Origin of the sequence: Mycobacterium sp. SMC-15, from assembly GCF_045310925.1 — a bacterium.
GTDB lineage: Bacteria > Actinomycetota > Actinomycetes > Mycobacteriales > Mycobacteriaceae > Mycobacterium.
Map to the genome: position 1 here is coordinate 71852 of NZ_JBJIAJ010000008.1, position 17562 is coordinate 89413.

The 17562-nt window shown below is 67.2% G+C and carries 16 protein-coding genes and 2 tRNA genes; 14 read left to right on the forward strand and 4 right to left on the reverse strand.

The annotated features are described in order from the left end of the window. Positions 1-59: 59 nt before the first annotated feature. A complete protein-coding gene (locus ACJH71_RS13330; RefSeq protein ID WP_406758488.1) occupies positions 60-797 on the forward strand; it encodes a hypothetical protein in 738 nt (245 codons plus the stop codon). Here the strand turns inward: ACJH71_RS13330 and pepN are convergent, their stop codons facing one another. Then, complete coding sequence (pepN, locus tag ACJH71_RS13335) at positions 798-3362, reverse strand: aminopeptidase N (RefSeq protein WP_406758489.1); 2565 nt, start codon at positions 3360-3362, stop codon at positions 798-800. It abuts the gene before it with no gap. Positions 3363-3422: 60 nt separating this feature from the next. Here pepN and ACJH71_RS13340 point away from each other — a divergent pair, with 60 nt between their 5' ends. The 6 genes from ACJH71_RS13340 (at position 3423) to ACJH71_RS13365 (ending at position 7214) form a co-directional block, all read left to right on the forward strand. Continuing rightward, entirely contained in the window at positions 3423-3803 is a 381-nt protein-coding gene (locus ACJH71_RS13340; protein ID WP_406758490.1) for a DUF1304 domain-containing protein, read from the forward strand. Between the two features lie 78 nt (positions 3804-3881). Then, positions 3882-4493 (forward strand): DsbA family protein, encoded by a 612-nt coding sequence (locus ACJH71_RS13345; protein WP_406758491.1) that lies wholly within the window; start codon positions 3882-3884, stop codon positions 4491-4493. Beyond that, on the forward strand, positions 4493-5515 hold the full coding sequence (locus ACJH71_RS13350) for an aromatic alcohol reductase (RefSeq protein ID WP_406758492.1): 1023 nt from the start codon (positions 4493-4495) through the stop codon (positions 5513-5515). The genes ACJH71_RS13345 and ACJH71_RS13350 overlap by 1 nt, the downstream gene beginning before the upstream one ends. Beyond that, entirely contained in the window at positions 5449-5928 is a 480-nt protein-coding gene (locus tag ACJH71_RS13355) for a ribose-5-phosphate isomerase (protein ID WP_406758493.1), read from the forward strand. The genes ACJH71_RS13350 and ACJH71_RS13355 overlap by 67 nt, the downstream gene beginning before the upstream one ends. A gap of 22 nt (positions 5929-5950) precedes the next feature. Continuing rightward, a complete protein-coding gene (locus tag ACJH71_RS13360; RefSeq protein ID WP_406758494.1) occupies positions 5951-6754 on the forward strand; it encodes an Fpg/Nei family DNA glycosylase in 804 nt (267 codons plus the stop codon). 94 nt (positions 6755-6848) lie between these two features. Then, a complete protein-coding gene (locus ACJH71_RS13365) occupies positions 6849-7214 on the forward strand; it encodes a hypothetical protein (RefSeq protein WP_406758495.1) in 366 nt (121 codons plus the stop codon). A 21-nt stretch (positions 7215-7235) separates the two neighbouring features. Here ACJH71_RS13365 and ACJH71_RS13370 read toward each other — a convergent pair whose 3' ends face one another. Beyond that, positions 7236-8459, reverse strand: a complete 1224-nt coding sequence (locus ACJH71_RS13370) for a serine hydrolase domain-containing protein (RefSeq protein WP_406758496.1) — start codon at positions 8457-8459, stop codon at positions 7236-7238. A gap of 219 nt (positions 8460-8678) precedes the next feature. Beyond that, positions 8679-8749, reverse strand: a tRNA-Gly gene (locus ACJH71_RS13375). A 136-nt stretch (positions 8750-8885) separates the two neighbouring features. Here ACJH71_RS13375 and ACJH71_RS13380 point away from each other — a divergent pair. The 4 genes from ACJH71_RS13380 (at position 8886) to clpP2 (ending at position 11750) form a co-directional block, all read left to right on the forward strand. Then, positions 8886-8962 (forward strand) — tRNA-Pro (locus ACJH71_RS13380). Between the two features lie 57 nt (positions 8963-9019). Continuing rightward, positions 9020-10432, forward strand: a complete 1413-nt coding sequence (gene tig / locus ACJH71_RS13385; RefSeq protein WP_406758497.1) for a trigger factor — start codon at positions 9020-9022, stop codon at positions 10430-10432. Positions 10433-10527: 95 nt separating this feature from the next. Further along, positions 10528-11106 carry an ATP-dependent CLP protease proteolytic subunit ClpP1 gene (clpP1, locus tag ACJH71_RS13390; RefSeq protein WP_406758498.1) on the forward strand — a complete coding sequence of 193 codons (579 nt, stop codon included), beginning with the start codon at positions 10528-10530 and terminating at the stop codon, positions 11104-11106. Beyond that, a complete protein-coding gene (gene clpP2 / locus ACJH71_RS13395; protein ID WP_406758499.1) occupies positions 11103-11750 on the forward strand; it encodes an ATP-dependent CLP protease proteolytic subunit ClpP2 in 648 nt (215 codons plus the stop codon). Before clpP1 ends, clpP2 begins: the two co-directional genes overlap by 4 nt. A gap of 73 nt (positions 11751-11823) precedes the next feature. On the opposite strand, the gene mmuM is transcribed toward clpP2, so the two are convergent. Then, the gene (gene mmuM, locus ACJH71_RS13400) at positions 11824-12702 is read right to left on the reverse strand and encodes a homocysteine S-methyltransferase (RefSeq protein ID WP_406758500.1); all 879 of its coding nucleotides are present in this window, start codon (positions 12700-12702) and stop codon (positions 11824-11826) included. Between the two features lie 263 nt (positions 12703-12965). On the opposite strand from mmuM, the gene clpX reads away from it, so the two are divergent. The 3 genes from clpX (at position 12966) to ACJH71_RS13415 (ending at position 17559) form a co-directional block, all read left to right on the forward strand. Continuing rightward, positions 12966-14249: an ATP-dependent Clp protease ATP-binding subunit ClpX gene (gene clpX / locus ACJH71_RS13405; protein ID WP_406758501.1), complete on the forward strand. Its 1284-nt coding sequence runs from the start codon at positions 12966-12968 to the stop codon at positions 14247-14249. 287 nt (positions 14250-14536) lie between these two features. Further along, positions 14537-16477 carry a 2-oxoacid:acceptor oxidoreductase subunit alpha gene (locus ACJH71_RS13410; RefSeq protein ID WP_406758634.1) on the forward strand — a complete coding sequence of 647 codons (1941 nt, stop codon included), beginning with the start codon at positions 14537-14539 and terminating at the stop codon, positions 16475-16477. After that, positions 16474-17559, forward strand: coding sequence for a 2-oxoacid:ferredoxin oxidoreductase subunit beta (locus ACJH71_RS13415; protein ID WP_406758502.1), 1086 nt, complete (start codon positions 16474-16476; stop codon positions 17557-17559). The genes ACJH71_RS13410 and ACJH71_RS13415 overlap by 4 nt, the downstream gene beginning before the upstream one ends. Positions 17560-17562 lie beyond the last annotated feature (3 nt).

Here is a 17562-nt window from a genome sequence, read left to right on the forward strand (position 1 = left end):
CGGCTGCTCTTACTGGTTCGGCGATCGTGCGGCAGGTGTTCCCAGCTCACACTGCCGCCGTGTCGGGTTCCCCGGCGCACCGAGCCTGGCTGTCGAACATCGACCGGCGCGCCGTCGGCCCGCAAGCGGTGACCGAAATCGTTCGCGCGCAGGGCATCACGCGGGACACCTTCCGGTCGCTGGACGTGATGGAGCAGGTCACCGACCCGGACGGCAAGAGCTTTTTCGTCATCCCCCGAACAGCCGGCGGCGATGCCGTGCGGCGCGCGGTGCTGCTGACCTACCTTCTCAATGCGGGCACCGGTTACGGCCGGCGTGGCGCGTGCACCGACTTTCCCGAGACGCCGTACGGCGCGGCCGAGATGCGACGGATCATCGACCGTCAGCGCGCGAACCGCTGGAGCTACGCGGTGGTCCGAGGTATCTGCAACGCCGGCGGCTGTGTGGCCGCCACCCCTAACGGGGTGCTGATGGTCGTGGGCGGCAATCGGATTCACGGTTCGTTCAGCCACCGCGGCGGCACCATGTGGGGAGATCTGTTCCTGGTCAACTCCCAACAGGTCTCCGACCCCGCCCGGCGGCTGCACGAGATCATCGAAACGGGACGTCTCGGCCCGGGCGGACCTGACCTGGACGCGCTGTTGCATCACGAGGAGATTCACGCCCAGCAATGGGCTGCGCTGGGGCCGGTGCGGATGCCGGCGCGCTACCTCGCCGAGGAGGCGAGGGCGCGAATCTTCGGTGGTGTCAACAGTTTCGAGAAGGATGCCGGCCTGCGCGACGGGGGATACCGCTGATCAGGCGGTATCAACGGTGCGTGCCCGCAGCGACCGCTCCACTCCGGCCCGGCCCTCGGTGACCAGCCTCCGCAGCGCCGGCGGCACCGAAGGATCGGCCAGGAAAGCGTCGGCGGCGTCCAATCCCGCCTGGCTGACATCCCACCCGGGGTACAGGCCCACCACCACGGTCTGCGCCACCTCGCTGGATCGCCGTTCCCACACACCGGAGATCGCCTCGAAGTAGCGCGCGGTGAACGGTGCCAACAGCTCGCCCTGACCGGGCTGCACGATCCCGCCGATGATCGCGCGACCGGTGATGTTGGCCAACGTGTCGTCCTCGATCACCTGCTGCCAGGCCGCTTCCTTGACCGCGGCCTGCGGCCGGGCCGCTGACGCCTGGGCGCCCTGGCGTTTGCCGGCCGCGGTGGGGTCACGCTGGATCTCGGCGTCGATCGCCGCAGAGTCCAGCACGCCGCCGCGGGCCAGCGCCACCACGATCCGCCAGCGCAGGTCGGTGTCGACGGCCAGCCCGGCCAGCCCCTGAGCGGCCGGGTCCGCGTCCAGCAGCGCGGCCAGTACCGCGGTGTGCCGCTCGGCGAGCACCGACGTGCACAGCGCGTTGACATAGGCCAGCTGGTGATCTGAGCCGGGGTCCGCGCCGCGGGCCAACTCCAGCAGCCGATCGGCGAACGCCGGCCAACCCTGCTCGGCGGCCCAGGCCGGCTCGGCGTAGAAGCCCAGCGCGGTCTGCGCCTGCAGCAGCAGCCGCGAGGCCACGCCGACCTCGGTCTCGGCGCCGATACCGCGCTGCACCAGCGCCAGGAAGTCCCGGGCGCGCAGCTCGGCTTCGCGGGTCATCTCCCAGGCCGCCGACCACACCAGGGTGCGCGGCAACGGCTCGGCGATGTCGGCGATCCGCTCCGTCGCGGCGGCCAGCGACTGCGGGTCCAGCCGCAGCGCGCAGTAGGTCAGGTCGTCGTCGTTGACCAGGATCAGCTTTCCGCGCGAAACCCCGACCAGGCCAGGCACTTGGGTGCTGGGCCCGTCGATGTCCAACTCCTCGCGGTGCACCCGCACCAACCGGCCCGAACCGGAGGGGTCGTCGTCGTAGATGCCGATGGCCAACCGGTGCACCCGGGTCTCGCCGGCCCCCGGAGCGGCGCCGCTCTGCGTCACCGCGAACCGGGTAAACCGGCCGTCGCCGTCGACATCGAAGTCTGCCCGCAGCGTGTTCAGGCCGGTGGTCTTCAGCCACTGCCGGCCCCAGTCGGACAGATCCCGGCCGGACGCCTTCTCCAGCGCGGCCAGCAGGTCGTCAAAGGTGGCGTTGCCGAACGCGTGCGCGGCGAAGTAGTCGCGCAGACCGGCCAGGAAGTGGTCCAAGCCGACATAGGCCACCAACTGCTTGAGCACGGATGCGCCTTTGGCGTAGGTGATCCCGTCGAAGTTGACCTCTACGGCGGCCAGGTCGGGGATGTCGGCGGCGATCGGGTGCGTCGACGGCAGCTGGTCTTGGCGGTAGGCCCACGACTTCTCCGCGTTCGCGAATGTCGTCCAGGCGCTGGTGTATTCGGTTGCCTCGCTTTGGCACAGCACCGACGCGAACGTCGCGAACGATTCGTTGAGCCACAGGTCGTCCCACCACCGCATGGTGACCAGGTCGCCGAACCACATGTGCGCCATCTCGTGCAACACGGTCTCGGCGCGTCGCTCATAAGACGCCCGGGTCACCTTGCTGCGAAAGACGTAGTCCTCCAGGAACGTCACCGCTCCGGCGTTCTCCATGGCGCCGGCGTTGAACTCCGGCACGAACAGCTGGTCGTACTTGCCGAACGCATACGGCACACCGAAGTTGCTGTGGTAGAAGCCGAATCCCTGCTTGGTCTCGGTGAACAGCCGCTCGGAGTCCATGTGCTCGGCCAGCGAAGCCCGGCAGAACAGGCCCAGCGGGATCTCGCTGTGCTCGTCACGGTAGACGTCGTCCCAACGGGCATACGGTCCGGCGATCAGCGCCACCAGATACGTGCTCATCTTGGGCGTGGTCTCGAAGCTGTGCACTCCGTCGCGTACGGAGGTCGTGGCGCCATTGGAGATCACCTGCCAGTGCGACGGCGCGGTGACGGTGATGTCGAAGGTGGCCTTGAGGTCTGGCTGGTCGAAGCAGGCGAACATCCGCTTGGCGTCGGCGGTTTCGAACTGCGAGTACAGGTACACCTCGTCGTCGACCGGGTCGACGAAGCGGTGCAGACCTTCGCCGGTGTTGGAGTAATAGCACTGCGCGTCGATCTCGACGGTGTTGTGCTCGGCCAACCCGGTCAGCACCACACCGACGGACTCGTCGTAGGCCGAGACATCCAGAGCGCGGCCGTTGAGGGTGGCACCGTGGATCGTCTCGGCGGCGATGTCGATGACGGTGTCACTGCCGGCCAGGGCGTCGAAGGTGACGGTGGTGGTGGAGCGGAAGGTGCGCTCGCCCGGATTGCCGCTGCCATCGGTCAGGTCCAGCGCGATCCGGTAGTTGACGACGGTGACCGAAGCGGCCCGCACGGCGGCCTGGTCGCGGGTGAGGTTAGGAAGTGCCACGCCCGCCTACAGTAGCCGCCAGACCGTGCGGGCGGGCGCCGGACCGAGTTTAATGAGGCCATGCTCATTGCCGGTCTGACCTTCGCCGTGCTGGCCGCGGTGTTGCACGTCTACATCTTCGCGCTTGAGTCGCTGAGTTGGACCTCACCGCGCACTCGGGCCGTCTTCGGCACCACCGTGGCGGAGGCTGAGGCCACCAAGGAGCTGGCCTTCAACCAGGGTTTCTACAATCTGTTCCTGGCCATCGTCACGGTAGTGGGTGTCGCCGCGGTTTCGTTGGACCACAACACAGTTGGGCTTGCGCTGATCTTTGCCGGCGTCGGGTCCATGCTGGCTGCGGCGCTGGTTCTGGTGACGTCGTCGCCCGACAAGGCCCGCGCGGCCGTCGTCCAGGGTGCCTTCCCGGCGGTTGCGGTCGTGCTGCTGGCCCTGAGCCTGTAACCGCGCGGTGGGCATAGATGTGTCCGGTGCCGCGTTAGACGTTCTAAACGTGTCCGTTGTTGGCTGAGAGGATCGCCCATGCCCGTGAAATCGCACGCCGCGCTCTGGTTCGACCCGCTGTGCCCGTGGTGCTGGATCACCTCCCGGTGGATCCTGGAGGTCGAGAAGGTCCGTGACATCGACGTCACCTTCCACGTGATGAGTCTGGCCGTCCTCAACGAGGGGCGCGACGATCTTCCCGAGCAGTACCGCGAAGGCCTCAAGCACGCGTGGGGTCCAGTGCGGGTGGCGATCGCCGCCGAACAGTTGCGCGGCAACGAGATCCTGCGGCCGCTGTACACCGCGATGGGAACCCGGATCCACAACCAGAACAACAAGGACTTCCCCGACGTCATCGCCGGTGCGCTGGCCGAGGTGGGTCTGCCGGCTGAACTGGCCGACGCCGCCACCAGCGACGCCTACGACGAGGCGCTGCGCGCGAGCCACCACGCCGGCATGGACGCCGTCGGCAAGGACGTCGGGACCCCGACCATCCATGTCAACGGGGTGGCGTTCTTCGGGCCGGTGTTGTCCCGCATTCCCCGCGGCGAGCAGGCGGGGGAGCTGTGGGACGCGTCGGTGACCTTTGCGTCCTACCCGCACTTCTGGGAGCTCAAGCGCAGCCGCAGCGAGGCGCCGGAATTCGACTGATGGATAGCGAGCGCATCCTGGTGCTCGGTGCCGGGGAGCTCGGGATGGCGGTGTTGCAGGCCTTAGCGGGCAGTGCCGGTCGGTCCGGGACCGCCACGGTGTCGGTGCTGCTGCGCCCGACGACCGTCGAATCGAGTGATCCGGCCAAGCAGCACGAGCTCGCGCGGATTCGGCAGTGGGGCGTCGCGATCGAGCCGGGCGACGTGGTCGCCTGGACATCTGCCCAGCTGGCGGAGGTATTCAGCGGTTTCGACGCGGTGATCAGCTGCGTCGGCTTTTCGGCGGGTGAAGGCACGCAGCTGAAGCTGGCTCGCGCCGCACTGGCCGCGGGTGTGAGGCGTTTCGTGCCCTGGCAATTCGGCGTGGACTACGACGTCATCGGCCGGGGCAGTCCGCAGGACCTCTTCGATGAACAGCTCGATGTTCGCGACCTGTTGCGAAGCCAGAGGGATACCGAGTGGTTGATCATCTCCACCGGCATGTTCACCAGCTTCCTATTCGACCCGTCATTCGGCGTGGTCGATGTCCCCGGCCGAACGGTGGCCGCGCTGGGCAGCTGGGATACCGCCGTCACGGTGACGACGCCGGAGGATATCGGGGCGCTGACGGCGCGCATTTTGTTCGCCGTCCCGAGGTTTGCCAATGAGGTGATCTACCTGGCCGGTGACACACTCACGTACGCCGATCTCGCCGACCTTGGCGAGGATGTGCTTGGGCGCAAGGTCGATCGCGTGCTTCGGCCGTTGTCCAGCTTGATCGAGGAATCCGAGCACGATCCCGACGACTCGATGAAGAAATACCGCGCAGTTTTCGCGCAGGGAAAGGGAGTGGCGTGGGACATCGGCGACACGTTCAACGGGCGGTACAACATCGCCACCACGACCGCCGCTCAGTGGGCTCGGGACAACCTGAAACCCGCGCAGGTGTGCAGACGAGGCTCTGAGAGAATGGCGCCATGCGCGTCTACCTCGGCTGCGACCATGCCGGTTACGAACTCAAAGAAGCGATCGTCGAGCACCTGAAGAAGGCCGGCCATGAGCCGGTCGACTGCGGGGCCTTCAGCTACGACGCCGAGGACGACTACCCGGCGTTCTGCATCGCGGCGGCGGCCCGCACGGTGGCCGACCCCGAGAGCCTGGGGATCGTGATCGGTGGGTCCGGCAATGGCGAGCAGATCGCGGCCAACAAGGTGCCCGGGGCGCGCTGTGCGCTGGCGTGGAGCACCGAGACCGCGCAGCTGGCCCGGGAGCACAACAACGCCCAGCTGATCGGCATCGGCGGCCGGATGCACACCACCGCCGAAGCGCTCGCGATTGTCGACGCGTTCCTGAGCACGCCGTGGTCGGAGGCCGAACGGCACCAGCGGCGCATCGACATCCTGGCTGCCTACGAGCGCAACCACGAGGCACCTGCGGTGCCCGGCGCGCCCGCCTGACCCGAGCACAGATTGGCCTGACATGCCGGAGGGGCACATCCTGCACCGGCTGGCCCGGCTGCATCAGCGCCGTTTCGCAACCGCGCCGGTAGCGGTGTCCAGTCCGCAGGGCCGCTTCGAATCCGGTGCTGCCCTAGTCGACGGGCAGCCGCTGCTGCGGGCCGAGGCGTGGGGCAAGCATCTGTTCCACCACTACGCGCGCGGGCCGATCGTGCACGTGCACCTGGGGATCTACGGCCAGTTCACCGAGTTCGACCTGGCCGACGGTGGCCTGCCCGAACCGGTCGGCCAGGTCCGGATGCGCATGGTGGGCGCCGCTTACGGCACCGATCTGCGCGGCCCGGCGGCATGCGAGGTGATCGACGAGGCCCAAGTCGCCGATGTGCTCGCGCGACTGGGGCCCGACCCGCTGCGGGGCGACGCCGATCCATCGCTGGCCTTCAAGAGAATTGCTAAGTCCCGCAAGACTATTGCTGCGCTGCTGATGGACCAGTCGGTGCTGGCCGGGGTGGGCAACGTCTACCGCAGTGAGGTGCTGTTCCGGCACCGGATCGACCCCTACCGGCCCGGCGTCCAGATCGGCGAAGCCGATTTCGGCGAGATCTGGGCCGACCTGGTGGCGCTGATGAAGGTCGGCCTGCGGCGCGGCAGCATCGTCGTCGTCCGGCCCGAGGACGACCACGGCGCCCCGGCGTACGCGGCCGGCAAGCCGCGCACCTACGTCTACCGGCGTGCCGGTAACCCGTGCCGGGTGTGCGGGACTGCCGTGCGCACCGCTGAACTAGAGGGCCGCAATGTGTTCTGGTGTCCGTCCTGTCAGTCCTGATGTCCGGGCCGGACAGTCAGTCCCCAGTGAAAGCCCGTGATTTTCAATCGGTTTGAGCGTTTCGGCGGCAGCTGGTCCGGCTATAACCGATCGCATGGAATCGCTCAGCAGGATCTCCGCTGCCACCTTTGCCCTTGCCGCGGGTACGGGGCTGATCGGCCTCGGTGTCGCCGCCCAGGCTCGCGCCCTGCCGGCGCCGGTCTACCACTGGTGTCCCGGCCAGACCTGGGACTCGACGTGGGGCATGAACTGGGAGAAGAACGAATGCCACGACGATCACCACCGCGATCGCGACGGCAATGACCACAGTCGCGACTTCCATGGCGAGCAGCGCGGCCCCGGAGGCGTCGACCAACATGGCCCACAAGGGCCCCACCCGCAAGGGCCCGGTGGGCCTCAACACCCCGGTGACTACACCCACCCGGGTAGCCCCGGACAGCCCGGTTCGGGCCACGGCTGACCCCCGGCCGCGGGCTGTGGCTCAGTCGTCGTACACCGTCTCGCGGCGGGGCCTAAGTGCCACCCCGAGCGCCCGGTAGATCTCATTGGACAACACCACGCTGCGCGGGTCGGCATTGGCCTGGGTGTGGTCGAACCGGTTCATCACATAGCCGTAGCCGATCCGGTGCTCCAGATCGGCGAACGCGAACGATCCGCCCAGGCCGCCGTGACCGAAGATCCGCCGGTTGGGCCCATTGACCCCCTGGGCGTTGAGCATGTAGCCCATGCCCCATCCGTGTTCGGCGACTCGGGGGCCGAGCACCAGATCGGTCTCGGTGCCGCCCTGCAGCACGCGCAGGCGGTCCATCGTTGCCCGGCTGAGCAGCTTCTCCTGCACCAGTGCGTTGTAGAAGGTGGCCATGCCCAGGGCGGAGACCTGAGCGTTGGTTCCGGGGAACTCCAGTTGGCGCCAGAGGGTCAGGTCGTTGGTGGCGATCTCGTCGTCGGGGGCGAACCCCATCGCGACCGCCAGTCCCGCCTTGGGGTGGTCGTCCAGCGAAGTCGGGCGTTTCGGCGCGCCGGCCGAGGACAACATCTCCCGGATCGTGGGCTTGCCCACCGGATCGGCGCAGCGGTACGGCTGTTGGTCGGCGGGCACCCCGATGTGCACCTCGGCGCCGAGCGGGCCGGCGACCTCGGTGCGCAGGTACTGGCTCACGGTCAATCCGGTCACCCGCCGGACGACTTCGCCGATGATGAAGCCGTAGGTCGTCATGTGATAGCCCTGCGCGGTGCCCGGACGCCACCACGGTTCGGCGGCGGCCAGCCGCTGGCAGACCAGGTCCCAGTCGGTGACGTCGCGCCAGTGCATCGGTTCGCGCGGGCCGATCGCCCCGGAACGGTGCGCCAGCACCATCGCCAGGGAGATGTCGCCCTTGCCGGCCTGGCCGAACTCCGGCCAGTAGTGGGCCACCGGGATCCGCAGGTCCAGTTCGCCGGCTTCAGCGAGCCGATGAACGCAGGTGCTGGTCAGGCCCTTGCTGCCGGACAGCACGGTGCTCAGGGTGTCTTCCTGCCAAGGCCGCTGGCCCTCGACGTCGACGGAGCCGGCCCACAGATTGACCACGAGTTCGCCGTCGACATAGGCCGCGACGGCTGCGCCGAGTTCGTCGCGCTCGGTGAAGTTGCGTTCGAACTCGTGCCGCACCTTCTCAAAGCGCGGGGAGCACGTCCCATGAATTTGGACGTGCCGTGTGCCGCCCATGGCGTGCCTTCCTGCTAGGGAATATCCCCTTACACGGGGGTGACGGGGCGATCGAACCCGCGTAGCTTGCTTGGAAGGATAAGTCCGCGGCGTCGCGTGAGTACAGCAGGCCCGGCACCCGGTCCGGCGGCGCCGGTGACCTGGCGCTGGTTATGAGGTAAGACCGTTGCGGGAGTCCGTCGAACCGCAGGTCGACGGACTCCACGCTGGTCCTTGCAGAGCGGGCGACGGGAATCGAACCCGCGTAGCTAGTTTGGAAGACTAGGGCTCTACCATTGAGCTACGCCCGCATGAATAGCTAGAGCGAGACTGTACCGGCGTGGCGGACCCGAAATCCAATTGCCCCGTCGCGGTGCCTTCGTGGGGCGTTGGCAGCAGGTCATTGTGATCACCGATATGCCGGGCCGTAGGATCGCCTGGTCAGTGCGGGGTGTAGCGCAGCTTGGTAGCGCATCCGCTTTGGGAGCGGAAGGCCGCAGGTTCAAATCCTGTCACCCCGACCAGCAGCGCGCGCCGCACCGGCACGACCGACCACGTCAACGATATCGAGGAGTACACCCGTGAAGAGCACCGTCGAGCAGCTGACCCCGACCCGGGTTCGCATCAACGTTGAGGTGCCGTTCACCGAGCTTCAGCCGGACTTCGAGCGGACCTACAAGGAGCTGGCCAAGCAGGTGCGGTTGCCGGGCTTCCGGCCGGGTAAGGCTCCGGCCAAGCTCATCGAGGCTCGTTTCGGTCGTGCCGCAGTGTTGCAGCAGGTGGTCAACGAGGCGCTGCCGAGTCGCTACAGCGAGGCAGTCACGACGTCGGACCTCAAGCCGCTGGGCCAGCCCGACATCGAGGTCACCAAGCTCGACGACGGTGAGCAGATCGCCTTCACCGCCGAGGTCGACGTGCGCCCGGACATCGCCCTGCCCGACCTGGAGCAGCTCAAGATCACCGTGGACCCCATCGAGGTCAACGACGATGAGGTCGACACCCAGCTCGACGCGCTGCGCGCCCGGTTCGGCACCCTGACCGGTGTCGAGCGCCCGGCCGCGAAGGGCGACTTCGTCTCGATCGACCTGGACGCCACCGTCGATGGGGAAACCGTTGAAGGGGCTGCCACAGAGGGGCTGTCGCACGAGGTCGGATCGGGTCAGCTCATCGAGGGCCTCGACGACGCCATCGTGGGGCTGTCCGCCGGTGAGAGCAAGTCCTTCACCACCAAGCTGGCCGCCGGCCCGCAGGCCGGTAAGGACGCCGAGGTCACGGTCACGGTTCAGTCCGTCAAGGAGCGCGAGCTGCCCGAGGCCGACGACGAATTCGCGCAGCTGGCCAGCGAATACGACACCATCGGCGAACTGCGCGAGAACCTCGTCGAGCAGGTGAGCCGGACCAAGCGCATCCAGCAGGCCGAGAAGGTCCGCGAGGCGACGCTGGAGACCCTGGTCGAGCAGGTCGAGATGCCGCTGCCCGAGGCCGTGGTGCAGGCGCACATCGACAACGCCCTGCACAACGCCCTGCACGGTCTGGACCACGACGAGAACAAGTTCGCCGAGTCGCTGGCCGAGAAGGGCTCCTCGCGGGCCGAGTTCGACGCCGAGACCCGCAGTGAGGCCGAGAAGTCGGTGAAGACCCAGCTGCTGCTCGACGCGCTCGGCGACAAGCTGGAGATCCAGGTGGGGCAGAACGACCTCACCCAGCACCTGGTGCTGATGGCACGTCAGTACGGCCTTCCGCCGCAGCAGCTGGTTCAGTTCCTGCAGCAGAACAACCAGCTGCCGGCAGTCTTCGCTGACGTGCGTCGCGGCATGGCGTTGGCGGCAGCGGTGCGTGCCGCCGCAGTCAGCGACACCGCGGGCAACGAGATCGACACCGCTGAGTTCTTCGGCGCCGAATCCGACGAGGCGAACGAAGCCGCCGACGCGGCCGCCGAGGCTTTGGCCACCGCCGACGAAGCGGTCGAGGCCGAGGCCGCCACCGACGAGTGACGCTGTAAGCGAACGAAGCCGGTTCGGACCTACTTCAGCCGCGCCGGTTGGTTAGGGTCGGTGCATATGAATCTCGAGAAAGCAGGTATCCCACTGTGAGCCAGCCCGGACTGAATCTCGTCGACTCGGTATACGAGCGGCTACTGCGAGAACGCATCATCTTCCTGGGGTCGCAGGTGGACGACGACATCGCCAACCGGCTGTGCGCCCAGATCCTGTTGTTGGCCGCCGAAGACCCGACCAAGGACATCTCGCTCTACATCAACTCCCCGGGCGGTTCGATCAGCGCGGGGATGGCGATCTACGACACGATGGTGCTGGCACCGTGTGACGTGGCCACCTACGCGATGGGCATGGCCGCCTCGATGGGCGAGTTCCTGCTCGCGGCGGGCACCAAGGGCAAGCGCTACGCCTTGCCGCACGCCCGGATCCTGATGCACCAGCCGTTGGGTGGGGTGACCGGCAGCGCCGCCGACATCGCCATCCAGGCCGAGCAGTTCGCGGTCATCAAGAAGGAGATGTTCCGGCTCAACGCCGAGTTCACCGGCCAGTCCATCGAGCGCATCGAGGCCGACTCCGACCGCGACCGCTGGTTCACCGCCGCCGAAGCGCTGGAATACGGCTTCGTCGACCACATCATCACCCGCGCCCACGTCAACGGAGATGCATCATGAACCCCGAAACCTTGCGAGCCATCGCGCCGCAGGCGCGCTACATCCTGCCGTCGTTCGTGGAGCACTCCAGCTGGGGCGTCAAGGAGTCCAATCCGTACAACAAGCTGTTCGAGGAGCGGATCATCTTCCTGGGCGTCCAGGTCGACGACGCCTCGGCCAACGACATCATGGCCCAGCTGCTGGTCCTGGAGTCGCTGGACCCGGACCGCGACATCACCATGTACATCAACTCCCCGGGTGGTTCCTTCACCTCGCTGATGGCGATCTACGACACCATGCAGTACGTGCGGGCCGACATCCAGACCGTGTGCCTGGGTCAGGCCGCGTCGGCCGCGGCGGTGTTGCTGGCGGCGGGTACGCCGGGCAAGCGGATGGCGCTGCCCAACGCCCGGGTGCTGATCCACCAGCCGTCGCTGTCCGGCGTGATCCAGGGTCAGTTCTCCGACCTGGAGATCCAGGCCGCTGAGATCGAGCGGATGCGGACCCTGATGGAGTCCACTCTGGCTCGCCACACCGGCAAGGACCCCGAGGTGGTCCGCAAGGACACCGACCGCGACAAGATCCTGACCGCGGCCGAGGCCAAGGAGTACGGGATCATCGACACCGTGCTGGAGTATCGGAAGCTGTCGGCGCAGACCGCCTAGTTTTCTCCACACCGAACGTGCACTCAGCGCGAATTTCCGGCCGGATTTTCGCGCTGAGTGCACGTTCGCCGTTTTAGCGGGAGACTGCGGCGGCCAGCTCGCTGATATCTGCCGGGCTGACCCGGCAGCAACCGCCCACGATGCGTGCGCCCGCGGCAACCCACTGCGGCACCAGCGCGGGGGAGAAGCGCACCGGCCCGTTCCACCCTCCAGAGCTCCAGTGCTCGCCGCTGTTGGGGTAGGCAACCACCGGCTTGCCGGTGACCTCGGCGGCAATCTCGATCGCCGGTAGGACGTCGTCCGGCACACAGCAGTTCACTCCCACGGCGACGATCTGCGGCACCCCGGCGGCCACCGCGAACGCTTCGGCGAGTGGCTGCCCGGCGCGGGTCGCCGTGCCGTCAATCGTGTAGCTGAGCCACGCCGGCACGTTCGCCTCCTGGACCAGACCCACCAGGGCCGCCGCCTCGTCGAGGTCCGGCACGGTCTCCAGCGCGAGCAGATCGGCGCCGGCACCGGCCAGCACCTCCAGCCGCGGTCGGTGCCAAGACGACAACTGCGCGATCGAAAGACCGTAGCGCCCAACGTATTCCGAGCCGTCGGCGCGGGCGGCGCCGTACGGGCCGACCGACGCGGCCACCCAGCGACCAGGCACGTCGCCGCCGGCGTTGCGGGCCAGGCCCACGCTGCGGCGCAAAAGCCCGTCGGCCGTGCGTCGGTCGATCCCGCGGGTGGCGAACCCGTCGAAGCTCGCCTGATAGCTGGCGGTGGTCGCGATCTGGGCGCCTGCGGCGAAGAAGGCGGCGTGAACGGCCGCAATCTCTTCGGGGTGCTCGACGAGCAACCGGGCAGACCACAGCGGGTCGGACAGGTCGGCCCCGCGGGCCTCCAGTTCCGTGGCCAGCCCCCCATCGGCGACGAGGACGGTATCGTCGGGCACGGCGAACCCCACGTTGGCCACTGTAGGGCTGGAAGGCTCTGCCTGTCTCACGGCCGGGTAACGCCCCCGAAACGCTCACGCCACGCCAGCGCGTCACACACCGGGCGCGGCGCCTTGGACGATATGTTCTTGGAGCAGGCAGATGGGCCCTGATGAATACCAACGACGCGATTCGGCCTTATCGGTCGCCTCGCACCGGAATGAACGGGTAGCGTCGGAGCAGACACCGGCACCCCGACGACAGACGGCGAACAGGAAGTAGGTCCTAACGCACTATGGCGCGCATTGGAGACGGCGGGGACCTGCTGAAATGTTCGTTCTGCGGTAAGAGCCAGAAGCAGGTTAAGAAGCTCATCGCGGGTCCGGGCGTCTACATCTGCGACGAGTGCATCGACCTGTGCAACGAGATCATCGAAGAAGAGCTGGCCGACGCCGACGACGTCAAGCTCGATGAACTGCCCAAGCCCGCGGAGATCCGCGAATTCCTGGAGGGCTACGTCATCGGCCAGGACACGGCCAAGCGCACCCTGGCGGTGGCGGTCTACAACCACTACAAGCGGATCCAGGCCGGCGAGAAGAGCCGGGATTCCCGCTCCGGTGAGCCGGTTGAGCTGACCAAGTCCAACATCTTGATGCTCGGGCCCACCGGCTGCGGCAAGACCTACCTGGCCCAGACCCTGGCCAAGATGCTCAACGTGCCGTTCGCGATCGCCGACGCCACCGCGCTGACCGAAGCGGGCTACGTCGGTGAGGACGTCGAGAACATTCTGCTCAAGCTGATTCAAGCGGCCGACTATGACGTCAAGCGCGCCGAGACCGGCATCGTCTACATCGACGAGGTCGACAAGATCGCCCGCAAGAGCGAGAACCCGTCGATCACCCGCGACGTTTCCGGCGAGGGCGTGCAGCAGGCGTTGCTGAAGATCCTGGAGGGCACCCAGGCCTCGGTTCCCCCGCAGGGTGGCCGCAAGCACCCGCACCAGGAGTTCATCCAGATCGACACCACCAATGTGCTGTTCATCGTGGCCGGGGCTTTCGCCGGACTGGAGAAGATCGTTTCGGATCGGGTTGGCAAGCGAGGCTTGGGTTTTGGTGCCGAGGTCCGGTCCAAGGCGGAGATCGACACCACCGACCACTTCGCCGAGGTCATGCCCGAGGACCTGATCAAGTTCGGATTGATCCCGGAATTCATCGGCCGGTTGCCGGTGGTGGCCTCGGTGACCAACCTGGACATGGAGTCGTTGGTCAAGATCTTGTCGGAGCCGAAGAACGCTCTGGTCAAGCAGTACACCCGGCTGTTCGAGATGGACGGGGTGGAGCTGGAGTTCAGCCCGGACGCCCTGGAGGCCATCGCGGATCAGGCCATCCACCGCGGCACCGGCGCGCGCGGTCTGCGGGCGATCATGGAAGAAGTCCTGCTGCCGGTCATGTACGACATCCCGAGCCGCAACGATGTCGCCAAGGTCGTCGTGACCAAGGAAACGGTGCAGGACAACGTGTTGCCGACCATCGTGCCGCGCAAGGCATCCCGCGGCGAGCGTCGCGACAAGAGCGCCTGATCCGGGGGCGGCGCTCGTCGCCGCGCAAAGTTACTCGCCAGTACCGAACTTCTCTTAGAGTTGGCGTGCGAGCGAACGTGATGAAAACCACATTTCCGGCTCAAGTTGACCGCTAACCCCGGTGTGACATCGACATTTAACACTGAGTAACCCGAATTTCGACACGGTGTGGCGTCGTATGGTCTATAAGAGCGGTGCAATAATCGGTACTGCCAGTGACAGAAAAACTTGTGGGTGCGCCAGCCGTGTTGCGCGGGCCCGGGTGGACAGTGATGGAAGGCGGGGCCGTGGGGCCGAGTGGTAACGGAGTCGGGTCGGCACCCGGGCGCCAAAAACTCGAGAAGGTCGTCATTCGTTTCGCCGGTGACTCCGGCGACGGTATGCAGCTCACCGGCGATCGCTTCACCTCTGAGGCGGCCCTGTTCGGCAACGACCTGGCCACCCAGCCGAACTATCCGGCCGAGATCCGCGCACCTCAGGGCACCCTGCCCGGTGTCTCGTCGTTCCAGATCCAGATCGCCGACTTCGACATCCTGACCGCCGGTGACCGCCCCGACGTGTTGGTGGCGATGAACCCGGCGGCGCTGAAGGCCAACATCGGCGACCTGCCGCGTGGCGGCATGGTGATCGTCAACTCCGACGAGTTCACCAAGCGCAACCTGGCCAAGATCGGCTACGAGGCCAACCCGCTGGAGACCGAGGAACTCTCCGACTACGTCGTCGTTCCGGTCGCGATGACCTCCCTGACCCTGGGTGCGGTCGAGGCGATCGGCGCGACCAAGAAGGACGGTGCCCGGGCCAAGAACATGTTCGCCCTCGGCCTGCTGTCCTGGATGTACGGCCGGGAGCTGGAGAGCAGCGAGCGCTTCATCAAGGAGAAGTTCGCCAAGAAGCCCGACGTGGCCGACGCCAACGTCCTGGCGCTGAAGGCGGGCTGGAACTACGGCGAGACCACCGAGGCGTTCGGCACCACCTACGAGATCGCACCGGCCAAGCTGCCGGCGGGCGAGTACCGCCAGATCTCGGGCAACACCGCGATGGCCTACGGCGTGGTCGTCGCCGGTCAGCTGGCCGACACCCAGGTGGTGCTGGGGACTTACCCGATCACCCCGGCCTCGGACATCCTGCACGAGCTGTCGAAGTACAAGAACTTCAACGTGCTGACCTTCCAGGCCGAAGACGAGATCGCCGGCATCGGTGCGGCGATCGGCGCCTCCTACGGCGGCGCGCTGGGCGTCACCAGCACCTCCGGTCCCGGCTTGGCTCTCAAGGCCGAGGCGCTGGGCCTGGCCGTCATGACCGAGCTGCCGCTGCTGCTGATCAACGTCCAGCGCGGTGGCCCATCCACCGGTCTGCCCACCAAGACCGAGCAGGCCGACCTGATGCAGGCGCTCTACGGACGCAACGGTGAGTCCCCGGTGGCGGTGCTGGCGCCGTGCACGCCGTCGGACTGCTTCGACGCGGCCATCGAGGCCGTCCGGATCGCGGTGACCTACCGCACCCCGGTGGTGCTGCTCTCCGACGGCGCGATCGCCAACGGTTCGGAGCCGTGGCGTATCCCGGACGTTGCCGCTATGGCGCCGATCGACCAGAACTTCGCCAAGGCCGGCGAGGACTTCGCGCCGTACGCGCGCGACCCGGAGACCCTGGCCCGGCAGTTCGCCATCCCCGGCACGCCGGGCCTGGAGCACCGGATCGGTGGCCTGGAGAAGGCCAACGGCTCCGGGGCGATCTCCTACGAGCCGGCCAACCACGATCTGATGGTTCGGCTGCGTCAGGCCAAGATCGACGGCATCGAGGTTCCGGACCTGGTGGTCGACGACCCCTCCGGGGACGCCGAGCTGCTGATGCTGGGCTGGGGCAGTTCCTACGGCCCGATCGCCGAGGCCTGTCGGCGGGTCCGGCGTGGCGGCGTCAAGGTTGCGCAGGCGCACCTGCGCAACCTCAACCCGCTGCCGGCCAACCTGGGTGAGGTGCTGCGGCGCTACCCCAAGGTGGTGCTGCCGGAGATGAACCTGGGCCAGTTGGCGCTGCTGCTGCGCGGCCGCTACCTGGTCGACATCCAGTCGGTGACCAAGGTGACCGGCCAGGCGTTCCTGGCCGACGAGGTCGAGGGAATCATCGACGACGCATTGGCCGGCACGCTGGCCGACCGGGAGAATGAGAAGGCGTCGCTGGCCAGGGCCGCGGCGGTCACCATTGCGGGTACAGCAGGAGCGAACTCATGACCACCACCGAAGCTGTCGGCTCGCTTGTCGGAACCGATCTGGGACTGACCGCGTTGAGCGGGGTCCCCACCACCGACGAGCCGCAGAAGTCCAAGGACTTCACCTCCGACCAGGAGGTGCGCTGGTGCCCGGGCTGTGGCGACTACGCCATCCTCAACTCCGTCCGCAACTTCCTGCCCGAGCTGGGGGTACGGCGGGAGAACGTGGTGTTCGTCAGCGGGATCGGCTGCTCGAGCCGCTTCCCGTACTACATGAACACCTACGGCGTGCACTCGATCCACGGCCGTGGCCCGACGTTCGCTACCGGGCTGGCAACCGCCCGCGAAGACTTGAAGGTCTTCCTGATCACCGGTGACGGCGACGCGCTGTCGATCGGCGGCAACCACCTGATCCACACGCTGCGACGCAACGTCAACATCACCATCCTGCTGTTCAACAACCGGATCTACGGACTGACCAAGGGCCAGTACTCGCCGACGTCGGAGACCGGCAAGGTCACCAAGTCGACGCCCTACGGTTCGCTGGACAACCCGTTCAACCCGATCTCGCTGGCGATCGGTGCCGAGGCGACGTTCGTCGGGCGTGCCCTGGATTCCGACCGCAAGGGCCTCACCGAGGTCCTTCAAGGTGCCATGGAGCACCGCGGTTCGGCGCTGGTGGAGATCCTGCAGGACTGCCCGGTGTTCAACGACGGGTCTTTCGACCTGCTGCGTAAGGACGGTGCGGAGAACCGCATCATCAACGTCCGCCACGGCGAGCGGGTCGTGTTCGGCGCCGAGGACGAGTACTGCGTCATCAGGTCCGGCTTCGGGCTGGAGGTCGCCAAGACGGCCGATGTCGCGGCCGACCAGATCGTGGTGCACGACGCCACCCAGGCCGACTCCTCGTACGCCTTCGCACTGTCGCGGCTCTCCGAACAGGACCTGTCGCACTTCCCGATGGGTATTTTCCGCAAGGTCAGCAAGCCCACCTACGACGACCTGGCGCGCGCGCAGGTTGCCGAGGCCCGGCAGTCGACCGCCAACGACACCGCCGCACTGCAGGCGCTGCTGCGTGGTCGCGACACCTGGACTGTCGACTGACGC